The sequence below is a fragment of the Brucella sp. NBRC 113783 genome (assembly GCF_040372265.1).
GTDB classification, from domain to species: Bacteria; Pseudomonadota; Alphaproteobacteria; order Rhizobiales; family Rhizobiaceae; genus Brucella; species Brucella teleogrylli.
In genome coordinates this window covers 154,996-176,460 of record NZ_BAABRX010000007.1, presented here as the reverse complement: position 1 = coordinate 176,460, position 21,465 = coordinate 154,996, and the positions used below count along the sequence as shown (strand labels likewise).

Here is a 21,465-nt window from a genome sequence, read left to right as displayed (position 1 = left end):
TAGAAAGAACTGATTTGCGCGTTGAGGGGCGTGTTTCTTTTCAACGGCGGATATCGTTACACCAGAATGACTTGCTGTATTCTGTAGCAATTCATTTTGGGTGATATTTGTTCTCGGGCTTTTCCGCTCTTTCGTACATGCACAGTCCTAGAGATGTTCGTTCTCGTTGGAGTTTCCGGATGGCCAGTTGGAAATATGACCGTACTCTCGCTAACCATATGAAATCCGTGACTGTGCAAGGCGTATTGAGCCGGGCTTTTCCATCGCTGGCGCTTGCGGGATTGATGGCACTCGCCGGAACAGCCTTTCCGGATATTGCCGAAGCAGCGTGCTTCAATGTCACGCGCGCAATAGCGATCACCGGTTCCAGCACGGCGGAAGGCCAGCCGGATGAGGGCGAAACCATTACCTGCGATGCGACTGCGCCCAACCCTTTCACTTATGGCGTTATCGCGACCACGGGACAAGACTACATCACTGTGACGATCGGTGCGGGCACGATCATCGATGCGCTGGGTTCCGGCGTTTTGCTCGACGATTACGCCAATGCCGTCAACAACGGAACCATCACGACGACCTCGCTGAACGGCTTCGGCATGTCGAAGCAGTATATGGGGGAACTGGCCAATAACGGTACGATTGAGACGTCCGGCCAGACGGCGCATGGTATGCGCTCGTTGGGCGGCTTCGGGTTTCTGACCAATACGGGCACAGTCAGCGTCAGCGGCCTGAATGCCTATGGCGTCCTGGCGGGCGTCAATGAAACCGTCGTCAACTCCGGCACGATTTCGGCCACCGGCGATGGCGGTAATGGCGTCTATATGCTAGGCGGCACAGTCCTAACGAACACCGAAACGGGCGTGATCACCAGCACTTTGGCCACCGGTGTTCTCGGCGCCGGCAGCCGCTATACCGTGAGCAACGCCGGTATCATTACCGGCGGCAATGGCACGGCGATCAGTCTGGCGGGTGGTGTCAACACCATCAACGTGACGGGCGGTACCATAACGGGCGACGTGCTGACGGGAGCCGGGGTCGACACGCTGAACTGGACCGGCGCCGGGACGATTGCCGGTGAAATTCATCTCAATGACGGCGATGACGTTGCCAATCTAACGAATCTGACCAAAACGACTGTGCAGCCGACCACGCTCCTTGATGGCGGTCTCGGCACGGACGCGCTCACGCTGACCAATGTGCAGACTGCACAGCCGGAGCGTTTCATCAATTGGGAAAGCATCTCCCTGCTGTCCGGCTCGCAGCTCACCATGGGCGGCGACCTGACATTGGGTGACTCGGCGACGGAAACCGGCACATTGACCATCGACAGCACCAGCTCGGTTGTCGCCAGCGGGGGAAGCTATGCCATCTCGCCGAGTGTGGCGGGGACGGCCGTCGGCGTGACCAATGCAGGCCTGATCGATCTGGACGCCGGTGGCACTTCAGTCGGCGACAGGCTCACCATCAACGGAAACTATATCGGTTCGGATGGCGAACTGCGCCTCAACACGACCTTGGGTAATGACAGTTCCGCAACCGATATGCTGGTTGTGACCGGCGACACCGCAGGCAGCACGCTGGTCGATGTCGTCAATGTCAACGGGACTGGCGCCGTGACGACCGAAGGCATCAGGATCATCAGCGTCGATGGCGCTTCGGATGGTTCGTTTACGCTTCTGGGCGATTACGAGTTCGAGGGCGACCCTGCGGTCGTCGGCGGGGCCTATGCTTATCGGCTTTACAAGGGCGGTGTTTCGACGCCGAACGATGGCGACTGGTATCTCCGCTCGACAGTGAGTGCGGTGGAACCAGAACCCGAACCGGGCAACCCGGAGCCGGAGCCAGAAGAGCCGGGCGAGGAATTGCCACTCTACCAGCCGGGCGTTCCTGTCTATGAAGCCTATCCGCAATTGCTGCTCGGCCTGAACGGTCTTCCAACCTTGCAGCAGCGCGTGGGCAACCGCTACTGGAGCCATGCCGGCAATATCATGGTTGCCGAGGGGGCAGACCCGGTCGGCTCGCCTTATGCGTCGCCGCAGGAGGCAGGTGTCCTGATCGAAAACAACGGGATCTGGGGGCGTGTCGAAGGCGTGCATACCAGCATGGCGCCGCGCTTCTCCACCTCCCGCACGGATTACGATTTCAATACGTTCCGCATGCAGGCAGGGCTTGATGGTCTTTTCGTCGAGAATGAAAACGGCAAGCTGATCGGCGGGCTGACCGTGCATTACGTGCACGGCAAGGCCAGGACGCGCTCGATCTATGGCGACGGTGAAATATCGACCGATGGTTACGGTTTCGGGGGCACGCTGACCTGGTATGGTGAGAACGGCTTCTATCTCGACGGTCAGGCGCAGGCAACGTGGTATGATAGCGATCTGGAGTCCACGCTCGCGGGTTTCGACCTGATCAGCGGTAATAACGGCTTCGGTTATGCCCTGTCGCTCGAAAGCGGCAAGCGCATCATGCTGAACGAGCAATGGTCGGTGACGCCGCAGGCGCAACTGGTTTATTCGAATGTCGATTTCGACAGCTTCAATGATGTCTTCGATGCTGAAGTCAGTCTCAACCGGGGTGACAGCCTGCAAGGCCGTCTCGGCTTGAGCCTCGACCGCCAGAATTCGTGGTACAATGACAGGGGTTGATCGACCGGACCTATGTGTACGGTATTGCCAATCTTTACTACGAGTTTCTGGATGGGACGAAAGTTGACGTTTCGGGCGCCAGCTTTACCAGTCGCAATGATCGCTTCTGGGGCGGTATCGGTCTCGGTGGCAGCTATAACTGGAACAACGATAAATATTCGCTCTATGGCGAAGGTTCGATCAACACCAGTCTGGCCAATTTCGGCGACAGCTACGCCTATAAGGGAACGGTCGGCTTCCGCGTGAAATGGTAGGTCACGATATTGAAGGACTGCCGGTGATGTAATCGCCGGCAGTCCTGTTTTATGAGGTAATTGGTTTAGATTATTGATTTTAAATAATTATCGCGGCTCTGTGGCCTGCGCCGCAGTATTCCCTCAGTCGTATTTTCCATGATTTGCAAGCGCCGAATCCAACCAGGCCCGTGATGAAATTCGGCATTTTTGCAATTTCTTATTGCAAATAATTTGCAATTGCAGAATATAAGCAGTCAACAGGGCTATACCCAAAATTGCAGGCCGGTTCGAACTGCGGTGGACAGTCCAATTATCAGTTGCAAATAAGTCTTAATAGCAGAAGGATGCGAAATGCTGAACAAGGTGAGACGAACTTTCCTGAAGGCAGCGACCGGAGCAGCATTGGCGGCAATATTGACCGCGATGTTTGCAATAGCTCCGGCTGGCGCACAGGAGAAATTCAAGGCGGTCACGACCTTCACCGTCATTGCCGACATTGCGCGCAACGTGGCGGGCGATGCGGCAATCGTTGAATCGATCACCAAGCCGGGCGCGGAAATCCATAATTATCAGCCGACACCCGGTGACATAAAGCGGGCGCAAGGTGCGCAGCTTGTTCTATGGAACGGGCTTAACCTCGAACTCTGGTTCGAAAAGTTCTTTCGCCACCTGAAGGACGTGCCGAGCGTTGTGGTGTCTGACGGCGTCGCTCCGATGGGCATTACGGAGGGACCGTATAGCGGCAAGCCTAACCCTCATGCCTGGATGTCGCCAACCGCCGCGCTGATCTATGTCGATAATATCCGCGATGCTTTCGTCAAATATGATCCGGCGAATGCCGCCACCTACACGGCAAATGCAGACGCCTATAAGCAGAAGATCCGCGCTGCAATCGAGCCGATCAAGGCGAAACTCGCCGCTGTTCCCGAGGACAAGCGTTGGCTCGTTTCGAGCGAAGGGGCGTTTTCCTATCTCGCGCGCGATTTCGGTCTGAAAGAGCTTTATCTGTGGCCGATCAATGCGGACCAGCAAGGCACGCCGCAGCAGGTGCGCAAGGTCATCGATGCCGTGCGCAAGAACGGCATTACCGTTGTCTTTTCCGAAAGCACGATTTCGCCAGCGCCAGCCGAGCAGGTGGCCCGCGAAACCGGGGCCCGCTATGGCGGCGTGCTTTACGTGGATTCCCTGACCGACAAGGACGGCCCGGTGCCGACCTATATCGACCTCTTGCGCGTCACCTCCGACACAATCGTCAAGGGACTGGCTGATCCGTCCTGATCCCTACAAATCTGGTGCCCGCCATCGTGGCGGGCACGCATTCGATCCTGATGAAAGAGATATCCGATGAATGCTCAACCCGACTGGCAGAGCCATTTCGGTTCCGGTTCTGAAGATGGCGGCATTTCCGTCGATGGCGCTACCGTCACTTATCGCAACGGTCTGACTGCCTTGCGCGACGCGAGTTTTCGCATCCCGACCGGCACAATTGCCGCTCTTGTCGGCGTCAATGGGTCAGGCAAATCCACCTTGTTCAAGGCGATCATGGGGTTTGTGCGTCTTGCGCGCGGCTCGATCCGGGTGCTGGGCATGACGGTTGACGAAGCCTTGCGCAAGAACCTCGTCGCCTATGTGCCGCAATCGGAAGAGGTGGACTGGAATTTTCCGGTTCTGGTTGAGGACGTGGTGATGATGGGCCGCTATGGCCATATGGGCATGATGCGGAGACCAAAGGCTGCTGATCATGAAGCGGTGGCCAATGCGCTTGCCCGCGTCAATATGAGCGAGTTTCGCAAGCGGCAGATCGGCGAGCTTTCGGGCGGGCAGAAGAAGCGCGTTTTCCTTGCCCGTGCGCTGGCGCAGGACGGTCGCGTGATCCTGCTGGACGAGCCGTTTACGGGGGTCGACGTCAAGACGGAAGAGCAGATCATCTCGCTGTTGCGCGAGTTGCGCGATGAAGGCCGCGTGATGCTGGTCTCAACGCATAATTTGGGTTCCGTGCCGGAGTTCTGCGACCGCACCATCCTGATAAAAGGCACGGTGCTGGCCTATGGGATGACGGCTGAGACATTCACCCAAAAAAATCTGGAAAAGACCTTTGGTGGCGTTCTGCGGCATTTCGTATTGAACGGACCGCAAGGCGAGGCTTCCGCCTCGATAGGCGTTATCAGCGACGATGAACGCCCGCTGATCTTGCAGGGCGGCAAGACTGCCATTCGCAACAGTGGCGATGGAGAAGGAGGGCAGGAATGATGGAAACACTCCTGCAGCCATTCACCTATAGCTATATGCTGGATGCGATGTGGGTGTCGGCGCTGGTCGGCGGCGTCTGCGCTTTCCTGTCCTGTTATCTGATGCTGAAGGGCTGGTCGCTGATCGGCGATGCCCTGTCCCATTCCATCGTTCCCGGCGTCGCTGGAGCCTATATGCTGGGGCTGCCGTTTTCCATTGGCGCCTTCTTTTCCGGCGGGCTGGCGGCAGGCGCCATGCTGTTTTTGAACCAGCGAACCAAGTTGAAGGAAGACGCCATTATCGGCCTTATCTTCTCAGGCTTTTTCGGTCTCGGCTTGTTCATGGTGTCGATCTCGCCGACCTCGGTAAACATCCAGACCATCGTGCTCGGCAATATTCTGGCGATTACGCCTGGCGACAAGCTGCAGCTCGGGATTATCGGCTTCGTGTCGCTCGCCCTTCTGCTCGTCAAATGGAAAGACCTCATGGTCACATTCTTCGACGAGACCCACGCACGTTCAATTGGCCTTAATCCGACCGCGCTGAAGATCATGTTCTTCACGCTTCTCTCGGCATCGACGGTGGCGGCGCTCCAGACGGTAGGCGCGTTCCTCGTCATCTGCATGGTGGTGACACCGGGAGCCACGGCCTATCTGCTGACGGATCGGTTTCCGCGACTGCTGGTCATCGCCGTGATAATCGGCGCTGCCACCAGTTTCGTCGGCGCCTATGCGAGTTATTTTCTCGATGGCGCGACGGGTGGCATCATTGTCGTGTTGCAGACGGCGATTTTCCTGAGCGCATTTTTCTTCGCACCCAAGCATGGCATGATTGCCAGCCGACGCCGCGCCGCCAGAACACAGGCCATGGAGGCGTCGCAGTGAACATTATCGACACGCTTCTTTCGCCATTCGAATTTCCATTCATGGTCAATGCGCTGGTGATTTCCGCCACTGTCGCTGTTCCCATGGCGCTGTTATCCTGCTTTCTCGTTCTAAAAGGTTGGTCGCTGATGGGCGATGCAATCAGCCACGCAGTGTTTCCCGGCGTGGTGATCGCCTATGTCGTGGGCTTTCCCTATGCGGTCGGCGCTTTCGTTGCGGGCATGTTTTGCGCCATCGCGACCGGCTTTTTGAAGGATAACAGCCGCATAAAGCAGGATACAGTCATGGGCGTGGTGTTTTCCGGCATGTTCGGGCTGGGACTGGTGCTCTATGTCAAGGTCAGGCCGGATGTGCATCTCGACCATATTTTGTTCGGCGATATGCTGGGCGTTTCGTGGTTCGATATTGGACAGGCAGGGCTGATTGCGCTGTTCACCTCCGCGATCATCGGCGTAAAATGGAAAGACTTCCTTTTGCATGCCTTCGATCCCGCGCAGGCGAGGGCGGTGGGCCTTCGGGTCAATCTCCTGCATTACGGCCTGCTGAGCCTCATCTCGCTGACGATTGTGGGTGCGTTGCAGGCTGTCGGTATCATCCTTGCCATCGCGATGCTGATCGCGCCGGGGGCCATTGCATTTCTCCTGACGCGTAAGTTCAGCACCATGCTGGTTCTGGCTGCGGTCATCGCGGCGGCGGGTTCGTTCATCGGCGTTTATCTGTCGTTCTTCATCGACAGCGCTCCGGCACCCACAATTGTGCTTTTGCTTTCAATGACTTTCGCCGCAGCTTTCATCTATGCGACCCGCAAGGCGGCACGAAACGAGGCATCGGAGATCGCTTGATAACAAGGCTTCTTCGAATCTCCCAATTTCCTGCATAGTGGCGAGATGAAGAAAGAAGCAACGGCATTGGCGATCTATCTGAAGCGCGGATTATCCACTGTGGCCATGATGCTCGTGGCGGCGATGTCCTGTCCTGCTCAGGCACAGGAACCGGGCAAGCCCGGCATTTGCGAGGCGGATAGTTTCGAGAATACGAAATATATCATCTGCAAGCCGGAAAACGGTGTCGCCGGGCTGCGGCTGTTCTGGAAAGGGGCCGACGACAAGCCCTATCGGACATTCTCCAGCGCTGCCAAGGCCGTCAGCGACGATGGCCGCAGACTGGTTTTCGCGTTGAATGCCGGAATGTACGGGCAGGATTTTGCGCCGATAGGCCTTTATATTGAGAACGGACAGCAACTGCGCCCCGCCAACAGGCAGAAAGGCGAAAGTGCAGGTGGTCCTGTGCCAAATTTCTACAAGAGGCCGAATGGTGTTTTCTTCTGGGACGACAAGGCGGCGGGAATTCTTCCGACCGACACGTTTTTGAAACGCCGGCCAAAGGTCAGTTTTGCCACCCAGTCAGGCCCCATGCTGGTCATCCGCAACAAATTGCACCGGGCCTTTATTGCCGGCTCGACGGACCGCACACGCCGCAGCGGCGTCGGTGTTTGCGAAAATGGCGCTGTGCGCTTAGCCATCAGCGAAGACCCGGTGAATTTTCATGATTTCGCGCGCATGTTTCGCGACCATTTGAAATGCCCGAATGCGCTGTTTCTCGATGGTGGAAACGGGACAGGCATTTATGATCCCGCTATGGGCCGCAACGACATATCCTGGCATGGCGGTTTTGGCCCGATTGTCGGCTTGGTGGAATAGCGCTTGCCGCCGCATCAGCCGTTGTCGGGTGTCTCGATCAGTTCCATGGCAAGCGCCCGCGCCGTGTCGGAAATATCGGGATTGAAAACCAGCCAATAGCCGTTTTCGCTCGTTAGCGATCGGTCGCAGGCGTGGACGAGTTGCCCGCGTTGCACTGCGCCATCAATCAGCCCGGCCCAGCCAAGCGCGACGCCCTGATCGGCAATCGCCGCCTCAATCACCAGATTATAGGTATTGAAGACGAGGCCGTAATTGCCGTCATCGATCTCCTCGCCGATGGCATTCAGCCACGATTGCCAGGTGAACCAGCGATCGCCCTGCAAGGTGTCGAGATGCAGAAGCGAGGCAGCACCAAGCCCCTTACCGGAGGGAAAGCCGCCGGATTTTTCGAGAAAAGCGGGCGAGCAGACCGGCACCACCTTTTCGCCGATGAAGGGGACGGAGCCTTCGGGAAAATCATTGCGCGCGCCAAAAAGGATTGCGATGTCTGCCTCGCGATAGTCGAGCGGCTGCAGCATGGAGGATGCCGTGATCCGCACATCCACCTCGGGATGTTTCGGCCTGAATTGCGCCACCCGCGGCATCAGCCAGAAAGTGGCAAAGCCGTAATCGGTTGCGATCCGCAAACCGGGCGAGCGCTGCCTGCGCCTGATCTGCTGCACGGCGTCTTCTATCCCATCCAGACCGGCGCGCACCGCTTCATAAAGGATTCGCCCATCGGGCAAAATTTCAACGCCACGCGCCCGCCTTGCAAACAGCGCAACACCCAAACGGTCTTCCATGCGTTTTATTTGATAGCTGACGGCAGGTTGCGTCATGCCGAGTTCACGCGCCGCAAGGGTCAGATTTTCCAAACGTCCGACCGCTTCGAAAACGCCAAGGCTGCCAAGATCCCAGGATGGAGAAACCATAAAGAACCTTTATATCTCCAATAAAAAATGAATGGGTTTTTCCTTAGCGTAAATGGTGTTTTCCTGAAAGTCGAAATGCAAGCCATAACGGTTTTTGATTGTACGAGATGCGGAATGCATCCATCAAGGAGGGGTCACCGATGCGCTATTTGAAGACGACTGCGCTGGCGTTTGCGGCGTTCACCGGGCTGGCGGGAACGGCTTATGCTGCCGATCCGGCTGCATGCGAAACCATCCGCCTGTCCGATCCGGGCTGGACAGATATCACCTCGACCAATTCCATCGCGAGCGTGCTGCTGACGGGGCTTGGCTATAAGCCCGATGTGAAGACGATGTCTGTGCCGATTGGCTATGAGGCCCTGAAGACTGGCAATCTCGACGTCTTCCTCGGCAACTGGATGCCCGCTCAGCAGAAATTCCGCGACGATCTCGACAAGGCCAAAGCAGCCGAAGTGATCGTCAAGAATCTTGAAGGTGCGAAGTTCACGCTCGCAGTGCCGGATTATGTCGCAAGCGAAGGCATCAAGGATTTTGCCGATCTTGCCGCGCAGGGCGATAAATTCGGCAAGGAGATTTACGGTATTGAGCCCGGCGCTCCCGCCAACCAGAATATCCAGAAGATCATTGAAGACCCGAAATTCAAGCTCGACGGCTGGAAGATCGTGGAATCCAGCGAGCAGGCCATGCTGGCGCAGGTGGACCGCAAGAACAAGGACAAGGGCTGGGTGGTGTTTCTCGCCTGGGCGCCGCATCCGATGAACACCAAACTGAAGATTGTATATTTGTCGGGCGGCGATGATTATTTCGGTCCGAACTATGGTGGCGCCGAAGTCTACACGCTGGCCCGCACCGGCTGGTCGGCGAACTGCCCGAACGCTGCAACCTTTTTCAAGAACCTCACCTTCACCGTCGATATTGAAAACGAACTGATGGGCAAGATTCTGGACGATGGTGCGGAAGGCCCTGCGGCTGCGAAGGAATGGCTGAAAGCTAATCCTGAGCAGATCGACAAGTGGCTGGCAGGCGTAACGACGCTGAAGGGCGAACCCGGTGCTGCTGCCGTCAAGGCAAGCATCGGCCTCTGATCGTCAGACGCAAAAGACTATAAGGCGGGCATTTCGATGCCCGCCATTTCGCGTTTCACTTCTGCCAAATGGTTCTGCACAAATGAAAAAGCCGAATATTCTCATTCTCATGGTCGACCAGTTGAACGGAACGTTCTTTCCGGATGGCCCCGCCGATTTTCTGCATGTTCCGCATTTGCGCAAGCTTGCCAAACGCTCGACCCGTTTTGCCAATTGCTACACGGCGAGCCCGCTTTGCGCTCCGGCTCGTGCCTCGTTGATGTCGGGCCAATTGCCGTTCCGCACCGGCGTTTATGATAATGCAGCCGAATTCTCGTCCGAAATTCCAACCTATGCGCATCATTTGCGCAATGCCGGTTATCAGACAGCGCTTTCCGGCAAGATGCATTTTGTCGGCCCGGATCAGCTGCACGGCTTCGAACAGCGCCTGACGACGGATATTTACCCCGCCGATTTTGGCTGGACGCCCGATTATCGCAAGCCCGGAGAGCGCATCGACTGGTGGTATCACAATCTGGGTTCCATCACCGGGGCCGGTTCTGCGGAAATCACCAACCAGCTCGAATATGATGACGAAGTTGCCTATCAGGCCGAAGCAAAGCTTTACGATCTGGCACGCGGTCATGATAAGCGTCCGTGGTGCCTGACGGTCAGCTTCACTCACCCGCACGATCCCTATGTTGCGCGCAAGCGCTTCTTCGACCTCTATGCGGATATACCGGAACTCGATCCGAAGATCGGACCTCTGCCGGAGGGCGAAATCGATCCCCATAGCGAGCGGCTGCTTCGTGCCTGCAAGGCTGAGGATTATGAGCTGACGCGCGAGCAGATCAGGGCGGCGCGACAGGCTTATTTCGCCAATATTTGCTACGTCGATGAGAAGATCGGCGGCCTCCTGGACGTGATCGAGCGCTGTAACATGGCGGATGATACGATCGTCATCTTCACCTCGGATCATGGCGATATGCTTGGTGAACGCGGCATGTGGTTCAAGATGAGCTTCTTCGAAGGTTCAGCACGGGTGCCGTTGATGATCGCCGCTCCGCAGATGCCTGCGGGCCTTATCAATACGCCTGCGTCAACGCTTGATGTGCTACCCACGCTTGCGGATCTTGCCGGCATCGACCTCAATGGCATCATGCCGTGGACGGATGGCGTTTCACTGCTGGAAGTCGCTTCGGGTGCAAAGGAACGCGGCGCGGTGCCGTGTGAATATGCGGCTGAAGGTACGATCGCGCCGATGGTTTCACTGCGTGACGGGCCATGGAAGCTCAATCTCTGTCATGTCGATCCACCGCAATTGTACAATCTCGCTGACGACCCGGATGAACTGCAAAATTTGGCAAAGTGCCCGGAGCATCGCGCGATGCTCGAACAACTGATGGACAAGGCACAGGGGCGCTGGAACCTCGAACTCTACGATGCGAATGTTCGCGCAAGCCAGGCCCGCCGCAATGTGGTCTATCCGGCCCTGCGCAACGGCGCTTATTACCCGTGGGATTACCAGCCGCTGCAAAAGGCATCCGAACGCTATATGCGAAACCACATGGACCTGAACGTGCTGGAGGATAACCAGCGTTTTCCACGCGGCTAGCATCAGGTCGAAGCCGGGCATCTCGTCCGGCTTCTCCTGTTATCGCGTTTACAGATCGACCGGGCGGCCTGAGGCTTCTTCCTCAAGCGTGACAGCGACATCGGCATTTGCCGAAAGCCTGACTTTGTCGCTTTCGATATCGGCGACGAAGCCCAACTCAATATAGTGATGATGGTCGGCGTGCTGTCCGGAATTATCGGACTTCTTCAGCTTGATCCGGTTTCCTTCCAGCCGATCCACTGTTCCGACATGCACACCGTCTGCGCCGATCACTTCCATATTCTCGTGAATTCTGTGCTGCATAGCGATTTCCTCTGCTTTAGCTTCATATGAATTCAGCAAATTGCCAATGCGATTGCCGTTCCTAAACTAGTGCACCTTTGCCGTTTGGCCATGGCAGAGAGTAATGGATAACCGGTCGGTCATCGAAATGAGCATTAATCGTTCGGTAAACCTAGCTGTCTTTGTGCTCTGGCTGATCTTTGAGTATCTGCGCAGCTCTTGCTCTGTAGTTGTCTTTCACTTCGTCGGAGACCCCGCCGCTCACACTGGCACCGCTGACGATTTTGCCAACGGTTGAATCCCAGTCCAGATCAGGATCCGGGTTTTCGCGATCAAATAATTGCTTCGCGAGTTCTTCAATCTCGAGCTGCTTTTCAAGTTCGCCACTCATGTCTCTCTCCTGCTACAAAATGACGTTCAGGGCAGTCGCCCGCTGCCATCTTCGTGATGGCGAACCATATATTTGCGAATGAGCAGATCGAGCGCATCTCTGGCCTCCGTCTCAGTCAACCGCGCCTGAACGTGCCCCTCAATTGAAACAACTTCACCGCTGAACTTATCAAAAACGGACCAAGTGCCGTCGTGCTCCCGCCGAACATCAAATCCGTTTTCAATCATAGGGGCCTCCATTCGTTACATCTGCCGCCCGTCCTGTGCCTGTAGCTCTCTTTCTTGTTGAACACGCTCAAGGATCGTAAAGGCAGCTTGGGCGGCATCCTCTGTCAACGCGATTTGCAGCCGACCTTTGAATGTGATGGGGCGCTGGGTTGCCCCATCCACCACTGACCAGGTGCCGTTTCCGCATCTCAATGTTTTATAGGTGGTCGCCATTCTTCCCTCCGGATCCCTGCTGTTTTGAGCCACTGTCCGCTCCCGCATGTTCCACCACGCTTATACGCGGTTGGTGTTACAACACCGCTGGCGCCAAATTGTTTCTCTCGAACGGACATTATATGAACGCCCTCATGGAACCCTGCGCGGTGAAAATCTGAGGTAAAATGACGGGAAGACGGCCTTGTTGTTATTGCTCATCCCCGGTGTCGCCCTGTGGGGCGGTCGATTTTCCATTCGAGAAAAGAACGAGCGTAAGCAGCGCAAAGGCCATCACAATAACTGCAACGTCAAAGGCATTTACAGCGCACGCAATGCCAATGGCACCTGTCGCCCAAAGGCTGGCGGCGGTGGCGGTACCTTTCACCGACGAGCTTAAACGAAGGATGGCGCCTCCGCCGATAAAGCCCATTCCTGTGATGACGCCCTCAATAATGCGGGCGAGCGCTTCGGGATTGTCGGTCGTAATCCCTTCTGTTGCCTGGATAAAGCCGCAGCTGGCCACTGCCACGAGCGGAAATGTTCGAAGGCCAGCGCTTCGTTCTTCTCGTTCTCGATGCCAGCCTATCGGCAGCGCCAGAATGTATGCGGCTGCCAAGGCGATGACGTGTGGCCAAACGTTGAAATTGTCGGACTTTAGCGCCTCTTGAAGCGCGGTTTGAAGCTGATCCATGTTTCTCGTCGCTTTGAGGTGAAGGCCTCAGTAAACGAACGTGTTTCGATTACGTTCCGAAGCCATTCAAATGGCGCGGCGGCTGAAAGAGGCGACAAGAGCGCTTTCAGCTATGGAGTGAGCGTTTTTTGTAGAGAAGGCGACGCCGTTCTGGAAGAGCAGAATATTTGTTGATAATATTAGTGGAAGCTAATTTATTGAATAGCTGGTGCCGCTTAGGTGACTCGAACACCTGACCCCATCATTACGAATGATGTGCTCTACCGACTGAGCTAAAGCGGCCCGGGAACCTTCGTTCCAACTCCGTTAAGAGATTCCATTCGTTTCCGTCTGGACGGTGCGCTGATAACCAAAAGCAGAACGGAAAGCAAGGCCGAAATCGAAAAACGGTCAGATTGTTTCAAACCTTGTGAAAACAGGGCCTTCCATCGGAGAGGCCCTGTTCGAAACGCGCTGGCAATGTGCCTTATGCGCCAGCGCAGAGTTGACTGCGCGCTTCCTTATATTCCCGCTCCAGACGGTCGATCAGCGTGGCCGCCGGTGCAACCTCATGAATGGCGCCGATGCCCTGTCCGCAGCCCCAGATATCCTTCCACGCTTTCGCGCCTTCTTTGTGCGCCTGATCAAAATCCATCTTCGATGCATCGGCTTCCGGCAGATTGTCTGGGTCAAGGCCGGACTGGGTGATGGAGGGCTTCAGATAATTGCCTGCGATGCCGGTAAAATAGTTCGAATAGACGATATCGGCCGCCGTCGAATCGACAATCATCTGCTTGTAGGCATCAACCGCGCGGGCTTCCGTCGTCGCGATGAAGGGTGAGCCGATATAGGCGAGGTCTGCGCCCATGGCCTGCGCAGCCAGAATCGAACGGCCATTGGCGATGGCACCGGAAAGAAGCAGTGGGCCATCAAACCAGGCGCGGATTTCCTGCACCAATGCGAAAGGAGATAGGGGGCCAGCATGGCCGCCCGCACCGGCTGCGACAGCGATCAGGCCATCTGCACCCTTGCGGATGGCCGAATTGGCGTGGCGATTATTGATGACGTCGTGCAGCACAATGCCGCCGTAGGAATGGATCGCTGCGTTCACCTCGGGCACTGCGCCGAGTGAAGAAATGACAATCGGCACTTTGTATTTCACACAGAGGCCGAGATCATGTTCCAGCCGCTTGTTGGAACGGTGAACGATCTGGTTGACCGCGAATGGTGCTGCCGGACGGTCCGGATTGGCCTTGTCGTGAGCGGCGAGGCCTTCGGTGATCTCAGCCAGCCACTCATCCAACTGCGCTTCAGGGCGCGCGTTAAGGGCAGGGAACGAACCAACGACGCCAGCCTTGCATTGCGCCATCACAAGCGCCGGATGCGAAATGATGAATAGGGGCGCGCCGACAACAGGAATGCGCAATCTGTTCTTCAAACTATCCGGCAAGGCCATATTATTCTCCTCAAAAATTGACGTTTGCGTAAACGTAATATCTCTACCACGCCTGTACAGAACGGCAATACGAAAGATTAAATTAGATTCGGTTTTGGAACCAAGCGTAAGCATCTCTGGTGCCAGCACAAAACGCGCGGGCGAAGAATGGTCAGGCCTTCGGTTTAGCTTCGGCTTCTATGCTCGGATGATGATTCTGTCGCAACAGCCATGGTTTTGCGGTTCGATTTAGGCCGGTGGGTTACAAAGCTGAGATAAAACATGAAGATGGCTAGGCTAGGAATTTGCCGCGAAGTTTAGGAAACTGACCGATAAATCATGCTCTTGAACGGTCGCTGAATCACATGTCGGATGAGGTTTCTGCATCAGATTCAATCTGCTAGGGTGAGGCGACGGCACCAAAGGTTCGGGGAAAAGCACGGTGAAAGTCGATATTTGGCAACGAGGCGGGTCTTATCAGGTAGCCAAATCAGTTATTGAACGGCTAAATGCCTTGATTCAGACGTTAAATTCGCTGAGGCTTGGAAAAAGCCGCTTTCTGAAAGTCGGTTTGGAACTTTAGGAATAAGCACAGGCGGGAAACGCGAACACGGGGACGAGTGGCCTTTGGATAGTATAGAACGCGCTATCAGAAACGCATTTGCCAAAGCGGATGCTTATAACCCTGCGACCCGTCAGCGTATATACGAATCCGCATGGGGTGCCCATGAGCGCGCGCTCGCGGCCAACACTGCTTTGAGCGACGCCCAAAAAGAACAGCGCCGCCAGAAGCTGAAGGATGCCATTTCCAGCATCGAGCAGGAATTCTCCGCCCCGCGCCAGAATGAAGACAAGGCAGAGCCATCGCTGGATGCGCCGCATCGCGATGATCCTGTCCTGGGTGCTGCTGTGGGCAGTGCTCCGGCGCTCGATACCGGCGATATACGTTCCCGATCCACGAAGAAAAAGGGCGGAAGCGCCGATCTCGGCTATGAAGGCGGTGTCTCGCGCAAGGAAAAGCGCGGCAAGAAGAAGCGGCATTCGCCCTTCTACAGCTATGGCATTCCGGCGCTGGTGCTGTTTGTCGCCGTCATGATCGGCTATTCGCTTTATAGCAGCTTCATCGATTTGAGCCGTGGTCCATCCAGCAGTCCGCTGCACAGCGATGGAAGCGGCGCGCCGCTGAAGGATGGTGAAGAGCCGGGCGGGGCGAAGTGGATTACCATTTTCCAGCCGTCTGAAGCGACACGCATGTCGGTGCAAGGGCGCGCCACCGCAGAAATCCTGCGTGATGGCCCGAGCAGCTTTGCACGCGTGAAATCTTCCGGTGAAGGCGATACGGTTACCTTCGATGTTGGCGAAGGCATTCTGGACCAGCTCGCTGGCAAGACAGCCACATTCGATATCATCGCCAAGGCCGATGGCGGCAAGATAACCCAAATGTCTGTCAGTTGCGATTTCGCAGGCTTTGGCGATTGCGGGCGCAGACGGTATGACGTGGGTGAATCGCGCAACGATTTTCTGTTCGATCTGGATTTCGCAGGTGACAAGAAGGCAGGCCGCGCCGGTGTCATCACGATCAATTCCGATCTGACCGGAACCGGAAAGCCGGTCGATATCTACGAAATTCGCGTTTCGGCGAATGCACAGTAGTCATTGAAAAACAGAGAGTTGCTGGCTTTTCTTCTCCGGGTTTGGAGGAGATTTAGCTGAGCAGCTTTTCCAGCGTTTCAAGCCGATCCGCTTCGCGGGGCGGTTTATCCCAGCGCAGGCGCGAGAAGCGCGGAAAACGCATGGCGACACCGGATTTATGTCGTGTTGAGCGGTTCAATCCCTCAAAGGCCACTTCCACGACCAGACCGTGATCGGGTTCTGCGCGGACCGAACGCACCGGGCCGAAACGCTCGATGGTGTTTTCGCGAACAAATTTGTCCAGCAGTTTCAGTTCCTCATCGGTGAAGCCGAAATAGGCCTTGCCGACCGGCACCAGAACCGGCTCGTCTTCCGGTCCTGTCCAGACCGCGAAGGTGAAGTCGGAATAGTAGCTGGAGCGTTTGCCGTGGCCGCGCTGCGCGTAGACAACCACCGCATCGACAGTGAACGGATCGCGCTTCCATTTGAACCACGGTCCCTTGGGGCGACCGGGAAGATAGGCACTATCATGCCGTTTCAACATCACGCCCTCGATGACCGGGTGCGGAGGGTTGACGCGCAAGGCGGCCAGTTCGCCGAAATCGGCGAAGGACAGCACGGGCGACAGATCGAACCGGCGCGGGTCGAGTGTGCTGACGAAGGTTTGAAGGCGTTTGCGGCGCTCGGCAAAGGGCAGGGCGCGCAAATCCTCACCGGATTGCTGGTTGCCGTCTTGCAATAGATCATAAGCGCGGATGAAAGCCGGATAGTCGCGCAATTGTTTGGCGCTGACGGTCTTGCGGTTCAATCGCTGCTGCAGGTCGGAGAAAGTGGCGGTTTCAATGCCGGTTTCACCGTGATGCCCGACGAGAAGTTCGCCATCAATGGCGCCTTCAAAGTCCATTGCCTCCAGCACATCCGGAAATGCGCCGGAAATATCATCGCCGGTGCGTGAATAAAGCTTGCGCACCCCGTTTTCCGAGACGGCTTGCACACGAATCCCGTCCCATTTCCATTCCGCGCTGAATGCGGCTGGATCGAGCGAGGAAATCTCTGCTTCATCCAGTGCGGTGGCCAGCATGACAGGGCGAAAGGGCGCATCGGCAGTTGCGGCTGGTTTGGGAGCAAGGCCTTCCAGCCAGGCAAACAGCGCCGTATAGGGCGGTGACTGGCCATGCCAGAGTTCTTCGATCTCCGTCACGTCCACGCCGCCGAAATCGGCGAGCGCCTGTTTGGCAAGACGCGCTGAAACGCCGATGCGCAAGCCGCCGGTTACAAGTTTCAGCAGGGCATAACGCTCCGATATGCCGAGAAGATCAAGCCAGCCTGCAACCAGTATCGGGCCTTCACGGCGCGAGGCATGTTGCAGTTCGTGCACCACAACGCCGAGCGAAAGATTGGTGCCCGGCGAGGTCTCGCTGGGGCCGGGCCAGATCAGCGAAATGGTTTCGGCCAGATCGCCGACATAATCATAGGAATAAGCGAAAAGCGTCAGGTCCGTCCGTTCCGCGATCAGGGCGCGCAGCATGGCGGGTTTCACGCTTTGCAATTCCAGATCGCGCGTGATGGCGGCCAGCGCCAGCCCACGGTCGGGATCGGGTGTGGTGCGGAAATAATCGGCAAGCAGGCGTAGCTTGCCATTACGCTGCGGGGTGAGAACCAGACGGTCGAGAAGTTCGGCGAAAGCGCGCATCAATCGCCCTCATCTTCGTAGCCGATAAGATGCAGCGGCTTCGCCGGAATGTTCTGCAATTCGCACCACCGAACCAGAGCTTCCTCCCGCCCATGCGTGACCCAGACTTCGGCGGGCGCAATTTCCGATATCGTTTCCGTCAGCTCATCCCAGTCGCAATGGTCGGAGATGATCAGCGGCAGTTCGATGCCCTGTTGCTTGGCGCGCTGGCGGATGCGCATCCAGCCGGAGGCGAAGGCCGGAACGGGATCGGGAAAACGTCGCGCCCAGCGGTCGGAAAAGGCGGTCGGCGGGCCGACGATGATCTTACCCGCAAAATCAGGCAGCTTCTCGCCACGCTCCAGCGTTGCGGGTTCAAGGGGGCCGAGGTCGATACCGCGCATCTGGTAATAGTCGCACAATGTTTCCAAAGCGCCGTGAATATAGATCGGATCACTATAGCCCGCATTGCGAATGAGCTTGATCACGCGCTGCGCCTTGCCGAGCGAATAAGCGCCGACCAGATACGCGCGCTCGGGAAAGAGCGTGAGTGATTTCAAAAGCTTTGCGATTTCATGCGATGCATCCGGGTGACGGAAGACCGGCAGCGCGAATGTCGCTTCGGTGATGAAGACATCGCATTTGATCGGCTCGAATGGCGCGCAGGTCGGGTCGGCGGCGCGCTTATAGTCGCCCGATGCAACGATGCGGGTCCCATCTTTCTCGACGGCGATTTGCGCCGAACCGAGCACATGGCCAGCGCCGTGAAAACTGACGCGAACGCCGTTGATCGTCAGCGTTTCACCTAAAGCCACTGGCTGCACGGTTTCGGCAAAACCCTCGCCATAGCGAAGCCGCATGATGTCGAGTGTTTCCTGCGTGGCCAGAACATGGGTGTGTCCTGCGCGGGCATGATCGGAATGACCATGGGTGATCAGTGCGCGCTCCACCGGGCGTACCGGATCGATGTAAAAATCGCCGGGCGGGCAATAAAGACCTTTCGGAGAGGAACATAAGAGCTGATTGAAGCGCATAAGCCAAAGATAGGTCAGCACCTTTCCGCTGAAAAGAGAAGGGTGGCGTCATTGCTGACAAAATGAGAACAAAAGTGAACAAACATCTTGGCGTGATGCGGCGTGGCTATTAGATTGGGCGTGTGACACTGAATTTGAAACCCGCTGCCGCATCAGCCGCTTTTGCCCTGCCGGACCGTTTTGTTGAATGGTTCGGTTCCAAGGGCTGGTCTCCGCGCGCCCATCAGCTTGAATTGCTGGCGCGGGCAGAAGACGGGCAATCGACCTTGTTGATTGCGCCGACTGGCGCTGGCAAGACGCTGGCCGGGTTTTTACCCGCGCTGGTGGATCTTGAGCGGAAAGGCCGTAAAAAGCCGGGTATGGCGAAGCGCGGCGTTCATACGTTGTATATTTCGCCGCTGAAGGCGCTGGCGGTCGATATCCATCGCAACCTCACAGTGCCGGTCGAGGAAATGGGGCTTGATATCACCATCGAGACCCGCACCGGCGATACGCCTGCGCATAAGCGCCAGCGGCAGAAACTGGCACCGCCGGATATTCTGCTAACCACACCGGAACAGCTGGCCTTGCTGATCGCGTCCAAGGGGGCGGACCAGTTCTTCAAGGGATTGCGCTATGTGGTGCTGGACGAGTTGCATTCGCTGGTGATTTCCAAGCGCGGCCACTTGCTGGCGCTGGGGCTGGCGCGGCTGCGCCGTCTGCAACCGCAATTGCAGACCATCGGGCTGTCAGCGACCGTGGCCGAGCCGGACCAATTGCGCCAGTGGCTTGTGGAGCAGGACGGCACCGATCCCAAAGCCGGACTGGTGACGGTGGATGGTGGCGCGAAACCGGAAATATCCATCCTCGATTCCGAGGAACGGGTGCCGTGGGCCGGGCATTCCGCACGCTATGCCACTGCCGATGTCTATGAGGCGATCCGGGCGCATCGCACCACGCTGCTTTTCGTCAATACGCGCAGTCAGGCGGAAATGCTGTTTCAGGAGCTGTGGCGCATCAATGAAGATACGCTGCCGATTGCCTTGCATCACGGTTCGCTCGATGCCAGCCAGCGCCGCAAGGTCGAACAGGCCATGGCCGCCAATACGTTGCGGGCGGTTGTCGCCACTTCCACGCTTGATCTCGGTATTGATTGGGGCGATGTCGATCTGGTCATCCATGTCGGCGCGCCAAAGGGGGCGAGCCGTCTGGCACAGCGTATCGGTCGCGCCAATCACCGCATGGACGAGCCGAGCCGCGCCATTCTCGTGCCTGCCAATCGTTTTGAGGTGATGGAATGTCGCGCCGCACTCGACGCCAATTATCTCGGCGCGCAGGATACGCCGCCGCTGATCGACGGCGCGCTCGATGTGCTGGCGCAGCATGTGCTCGGCATGGCCTGCGCCGAACCGTTTAATGCCGATCAGCTTTTTGCCGAAGTGCGCAGTGCTGCACCCTACATGAACCTTTCCCGCCAAAGCTTTGATCGCATTCTGGATTTTGTCGCAACGGGCGGTTATGCGCTCAAAACCTATGAGCGCTTTGCCAAAATCCGCAAGACGGTGGATGGCAGGTGGCGGGTGTCCAATCCGCGGATCGCGCAGCAATATCGCCTGAACATCGGCACGATTGTCGAAGCGCCGGAGCTGAACGTGCGGCTCACACGTGGCGGCAAGAAAGCCAGCGCCTATGGCGGGCGTGTTCTGGGCCGGATCGAAGAATATTTTCTGGAAACGCTGACATCCGGCGACACTTTCCTGTTTGCGGGCAAGGTGTTACGCTTCGAAGGTATTCGCGAAAACGAATGCATCGCCACGAGTGCTGCCGGTCAGGATGCGAAAATACCGGTCTATGCGGGCGGGAAGTTCCCGCTTTCGACTTATCTTGCCTCTCAGGTGCGCGCCATGCTGGCTGATCGCACACGCTGGCAGTTTCTGCCCGAACAGGTGCGCGAGTGGCTGGAGGTGCAGGAATTCAAATCCGTGCTGCCGCGCACCGATGAATTGCTGATCGAAACTTTTCCGCGGGGTGGTCGGTTCTACATGGTGGCCTATCCGTTTGAGGGCAGGCTGGCCCATCAGACGCTCGGCATGTTGCTGACGCGCCGGCTGGAACGGATGGGCGCCCATCCGTTGGGCTTCGTCGCCACCGATTATTCACTGGGCCTGTGGGGGCTGAAGGACATGGGCGCGATGATCCGCTCCGGTTCGCTAAACCTCACCCGCCTGTTCGATGAGGACATGCTGGGCGACGATCTCGAAGCATGGCTTGACGAAAGCTATCTTTTGAAGCGGACTTTCCGCAATTGTGCCGTGATTTCCGGTTTGATCGAGCGCCGTCATCCGGGGTTGGAAAAGACCGGGCGGCAGGTGACTGTTTCTACCGATCTGATCTATGACGTGCTACGCGGCCATGAACCCGACCATATCCTCTTGCGGGCAACGCGGGCGGATGCCGCGACAGGGCTTCTCGATATCAAGCGCCTCGGCGACATGCTGGCGCGCGTGAAAGGTCATATCTTGCACAAGCCGCTTGAGCATATTTCGCCGCTGGCCCTGCCGGTGATGCTGGAAATCGGGCGCGAGCGTGTGGCAGGCGAGGGCGATGAAATGCTGCTTGAGGAAACAGCTGACGATCTCATCCGCGAGGCGATGGAATAAGAAA

The 21,465-nt window shown here is 57.0% G+C and carries 18 protein-coding genes, 1 tRNA gene and 2 pseudogenes; 11 read left to right on the top strand and 10 right to left on the bottom strand.

The features are described 5' to 3' along the window. Positions 1-137: 137 nt before the first annotated feature. From ABWW11_RS25285 to ABWW11_RS19630, 7 genes and pseudogenes are all read left to right on the top strand, one after another. Positions 138-848, top strand: a pseudogene (locus ABWW11_RS25285) (pectate lyase-fold domain-containing protein); the annotation flags it as partial. Between the two features lie 441 nt (positions 849-1,289). Then, positions 1,290-2,899: pseudogene (locus ABWW11_RS25280) on the top strand (autotransporter family protein); the annotation flags it as partial. A 333-nt stretch (positions 2,900-3,232) separates the two neighbouring features. After that, a complete protein-coding gene (locus ABWW11_RS19650) occupies positions 3,233-4,159 on the top strand; it encodes a metal ABC transporter substrate-binding protein (RefSeq protein ID WP_109367628.1) in 927 nt (308 codons plus the stop codon). A 66-nt stretch (positions 4,160-4,225) separates the two neighbouring features. Beyond that, positions 4,226-5,131 carry a manganese/iron ABC transporter ATP-binding protein gene (locus ABWW11_RS19645; RefSeq protein ID WP_109367627.1) on the top strand — a complete coding sequence of 302 codons (906 nt, stop codon included), beginning with the start codon at positions 4,226-4,228 and terminating at the stop codon, positions 5,129-5,131. After that, a complete protein-coding gene (locus tag ABWW11_RS19640) occupies positions 5,128-5,994 on the top strand; it encodes a metal ABC transporter permease (RefSeq protein WP_109367626.1) in 867 nt (288 codons plus the stop codon). Before ABWW11_RS19645 ends, ABWW11_RS19640 begins: the two co-directional genes overlap by 4 nt. Next, entirely contained in the window at positions 5,991-6,836 is an 846-nt protein-coding gene (locus ABWW11_RS19635; RefSeq protein WP_109367625.1) for a metal ABC transporter permease, read from the top strand. The genes ABWW11_RS19640 and ABWW11_RS19635 overlap by 4 nt, the downstream gene beginning before the upstream one ends. A 45-nt stretch (positions 6,837-6,881) precedes the next feature. Beyond that, complete coding sequence (locus tag ABWW11_RS19630; RefSeq protein ID WP_181376048.1) at positions 6,882-7,694, top strand: phosphodiester glycosidase family protein; 813 nt, start codon at positions 6,882-6,884, stop codon at positions 7,692-7,694. A gap of 14 nt (positions 7,695-7,708) precedes the next feature. On the opposite strand, the gene ABWW11_RS19625 is transcribed toward ABWW11_RS19630, so the two are convergent. Beyond that, a complete protein-coding gene (locus ABWW11_RS19625; protein ID WP_109367624.1) occupies positions 7,709-8,605 on the bottom strand; it encodes a LysR substrate-binding domain-containing protein in 897 nt (298 codons plus the stop codon). Positions 8,606-8,745: 140 nt separating this feature from the next. Here ABWW11_RS19625 and choX point away from each other — a divergent pair, with 140 nt between their 5' ends. Continuing rightward, the gene (gene choX / locus ABWW11_RS19620; protein WP_109367623.1) at positions 8,746-9,690 is read left to right on the top strand and encodes a choline ABC transporter substrate-binding protein; all 945 of its coding nucleotides are present in this window, start codon (positions 8,746-8,748) and stop codon (positions 9,688-9,690) included. 82 nt (positions 9,691-9,772) lie between these two features. Further along, positions 9,773-11,284 carry a choline-sulfatase gene (gene betC / locus ABWW11_RS19615; RefSeq protein ID WP_109367622.1) on the top strand — a complete coding sequence of 504 codons (1,512 nt, stop codon included), beginning with the start codon at positions 9,773-9,775 and terminating at the stop codon, positions 11,282-11,284. Positions 11,285-11,332: 48 nt separating this feature from the next. On the opposite strand, the gene ABWW11_RS19610 is transcribed toward betC, so the two are convergent. The 7 genes from ABWW11_RS19610 to ABWW11_RS19580 form a co-directional block, all read right to left on the bottom strand. Beyond that, positions 11,333-11,587: a DUF2171 domain-containing protein gene (locus tag ABWW11_RS19610; RefSeq protein ID WP_109367621.1), complete on the bottom strand. Its 255-nt coding sequence runs from the start codon at positions 11,585-11,587 to the stop codon at positions 11,333-11,335. Between the two features lie 151 nt (positions 11,588-11,738). Beyond that, a complete protein-coding gene (locus tag ABWW11_RS19605) occupies positions 11,739-11,957 on the bottom strand; it encodes a hypothetical protein (protein WP_124915973.1) in 219 nt (72 codons plus the stop codon). Between the two features lie 26 nt (positions 11,958-11,983). Continuing rightward, positions 11,984-12,184, bottom strand: coding sequence for a hypothetical protein (locus ABWW11_RS19600; RefSeq protein ID WP_235858981.1), 201 nt, complete (start codon positions 12,182-12,184; stop codon positions 11,984-11,986). 15 nt (positions 12,185-12,199) lie between these two features. Continuing rightward, positions 12,200-12,397 carry a hypothetical protein gene (locus tag ABWW11_RS19595; RefSeq protein WP_109367618.1) on the bottom strand — a complete coding sequence of 66 codons (198 nt, stop codon included), beginning with the start codon at positions 12,395-12,397 and terminating at the stop codon, positions 12,200-12,202. 190 nt (positions 12,398-12,587) lie between these two features. Further along, positions 12,588-13,070, bottom strand: a complete 483-nt coding sequence (locus tag ABWW11_RS19590; protein ID WP_109367617.1) for an MgtC/SapB family protein — start codon at positions 13,068-13,070, stop codon at positions 12,588-12,590. Between the two features lie 206 nt (positions 13,071-13,276). Continuing rightward, a tRNA-Thr gene (locus tag ABWW11_RS19585) sits at positions 13,277-13,352 on the bottom strand. Positions 13,353-13,536: 184 nt separating this feature from the next. Then, a complete protein-coding gene (locus tag ABWW11_RS19580) occupies positions 13,537-14,505 on the bottom strand; it encodes an NAD(P)H-dependent flavin oxidoreductase (protein ID WP_109367575.1) in 969 nt (322 codons plus the stop codon). Positions 14,506-15,111: 606 nt separating this feature from the next. Between ABWW11_RS19580 and ABWW11_RS19575 the strand changes: the two genes are divergently transcribed. Further along, complete coding sequence (locus ABWW11_RS19575) at positions 15,112-16,137, top strand: hypothetical protein (protein ID WP_109367574.1); 1,026 nt, start codon at positions 15,112-15,114, stop codon at positions 16,135-16,137. Between the two features lie 52 nt (positions 16,138-16,189). Here the strand turns inward: ABWW11_RS19575 and ABWW11_RS19570 are convergent, their stop codons facing one another. After that, positions 16,190-17,809: a cisplatin damage response ATP-dependent DNA ligase gene (locus ABWW11_RS19570; protein WP_109367573.1), complete on the bottom strand. Its 1,620-nt coding sequence runs from the start codon at positions 17,807-17,809 to the stop codon at positions 16,190-16,192. After that, positions 17,809-18,822 carry a ligase-associated DNA damage response exonuclease gene (locus ABWW11_RS19565; RefSeq protein ID WP_109368006.1) on the bottom strand — a complete coding sequence of 338 codons (1,014 nt, stop codon included), beginning with the start codon at positions 18,820-18,822 and terminating at the stop codon, positions 17,809-17,811. Before ABWW11_RS19565 ends, ABWW11_RS19570 begins: the two co-directional genes overlap by 1 nt. A 122-nt stretch (positions 18,823-18,944) precedes the next feature. Here ABWW11_RS19565 and ABWW11_RS19560 point away from each other — a divergent pair, with 122 nt between their 5' ends. Continuing rightward, positions 18,945-21,461: a ligase-associated DNA damage response DEXH box helicase gene (locus tag ABWW11_RS19560; protein WP_109367572.1), complete on the top strand. Its 2,517-nt coding sequence runs from the start codon at positions 18,945-18,947 to the stop codon at positions 21,459-21,461. Positions 21,462-21,465: the final 4 nt, after the last annotated feature.

Excerpts from the sequence above, each read along its gene's own strand:
- ABWW11_RS19590 (WP_109367617.1), bottom strand. The coding sequence starts at position 13,070 with ATGGATCAGCTTCAAACCGCGCTTCAAGAGGCGCTAAAGTCCGACAAT.
- ABWW11_RS19565 (WP_109368006.1), bottom strand. The coding sequence starts at position 18,822 with ATGCGCTTCAATCAGCTCTTATGTTCCTCTCCGAAAGGTCTTTATTGC.
- ABWW11_RS19650 (WP_109367628.1), top strand. The coding sequence starts at position 3,233 with ATGCTGAACAAGGTGAGACGAACTTTCCTGAAGGCAGCGACCGGAGCA.
- choX (WP_109367623.1), top strand. The coding sequence starts at position 8,746 with ATGCGCTATTTGAAGACGACTGCGCTGGCGTTTGCGGCGTTCACCGGG.
- ABWW11_RS19610 (WP_109367621.1), bottom strand. The coding sequence starts at position 11,587 with ATGCAGCACAGAATTCACGAGAATATGGAAGTGATCGGCGCAGACGGT.
- ABWW11_RS19625 (WP_109367624.1), bottom strand. The coding sequence starts at position 8,605 with ATGGTTTCTCCATCCTGGGATCTTGGCAGCCTTGGCGTTTTCGAAGCG.
- betC (WP_109367622.1), top strand. The coding sequence starts at position 9,773 with ATGAAAAAGCCGAATATTCTCATTCTCATGGTCGACCAGTTGAACGGA.
- ABWW11_RS19645 (WP_109367627.1), top strand. The coding sequence starts at position 4,226 with ATGAATGCTCAACCCGACTGGCAGAGCCATTTCGGTTCCGGTTCTGAA.
- ABWW11_RS19605 (WP_124915973.1), bottom strand. The coding sequence starts at position 11,957 with ATGAGTGGCGAACTTGAAAAGCAGCTCGAGATTGAAGAACTCGCGAAG.
- ABWW11_RS19595 (WP_109367618.1), bottom strand. The coding sequence starts at position 12,397 with ATGGCGACCACCTATAAAACATTGAGATGCGGAAACGGCACCTGGTCA.
- ABWW11_RS19570 (WP_109367573.1), bottom strand. The coding sequence starts at position 17,809 with ATGCGCGCTTTCGCCGAACTTCTCGACCGTCTGGTTCTCACCCCGCAG.
- ABWW11_RS19640 (WP_109367626.1), top strand. The coding sequence starts at position 5,128 with ATGATGGAAACACTCCTGCAGCCATTCACCTATAGCTATATGCTGGAT.
- ABWW11_RS19580 (WP_109367575.1), bottom strand. The coding sequence starts at position 14,505 with ATGGCCTTGCCGGATAGTTTGAAGAACAGATTGCGCATTCCTGTTGTC.
- ABWW11_RS19630 (WP_181376048.1), top strand. The coding sequence starts at position 6,882 with ATGAAGAAAGAAGCAACGGCATTGGCGATCTATCTGAAGCGCGGATTA.
- ABWW11_RS19600 (WP_235858981.1), bottom strand. The coding sequence starts at position 12,184 with ATGATTGAAAACGGATTTGATGTTCGGCGGGAGCACGACGGCACTTGG.